At 42.6% G+C, this 544-nt stretch carries 1 protein-coding gene; it reads right to left on the bottom strand.

From position 1 onward, the window contains the following. A partial coding sequence (locus tag A3739_RS23905) for a L,D-transpeptidase (RefSeq protein ID WP_068503081.1) occupies positions 1-339 on the bottom strand: 339 nt, incomplete at its 3' end. Positions 340-544: the final 205 nt, after the last annotated feature.

Raw genomic sequence — 544 nt, forward strand, 5'->3', positions numbered from 1 at the left:
ATTCTTGCTATCAACCTCTCCTAGACGGTTGAAGCCTGGCTCGCAGCCGCTCAACCATAGTATGCGTGACAATATCCAGTCTTCATTAGGTTCAGCTAGATATCGAGCTTCAGTAAATGACTTTATTTGTGGGGTTCGCGCCTTAAACACCGTATCGCGGGAAAGCTGGTGACCGATTTTGTGCTTAACAATGTGATATCCGAGCGGGGTACAAAAAGAACCTTCAAGTTGACCGCTGCCATTCTTCGCAGTAGAGACTGGATAAACTGTGCGGTTTCCGTGTAAGTCAAAACTATGAAGTTCTTGCTTGGATAGAAATATGAGAATGCGTTGAATCATTTAGCTAACCTCTTAAAGCCGAAAAAAGATTAGCAATACAACAAGATCTAATCGAGTTAATTAACGTCCATTGCTGGAGCGGTTATCCCCGCCAACATATATGGAACAATTAGATCAACGATTTCCTCAGGATTAGCCTTCGCGTCTTTACTATTTTCTAGAATTTCAGTTAATGGCTGAATGCTCGACATCGTAAATGCGATCG

The organism is Oleiphilus sp. HI0067, assembly GCF_001635735.1.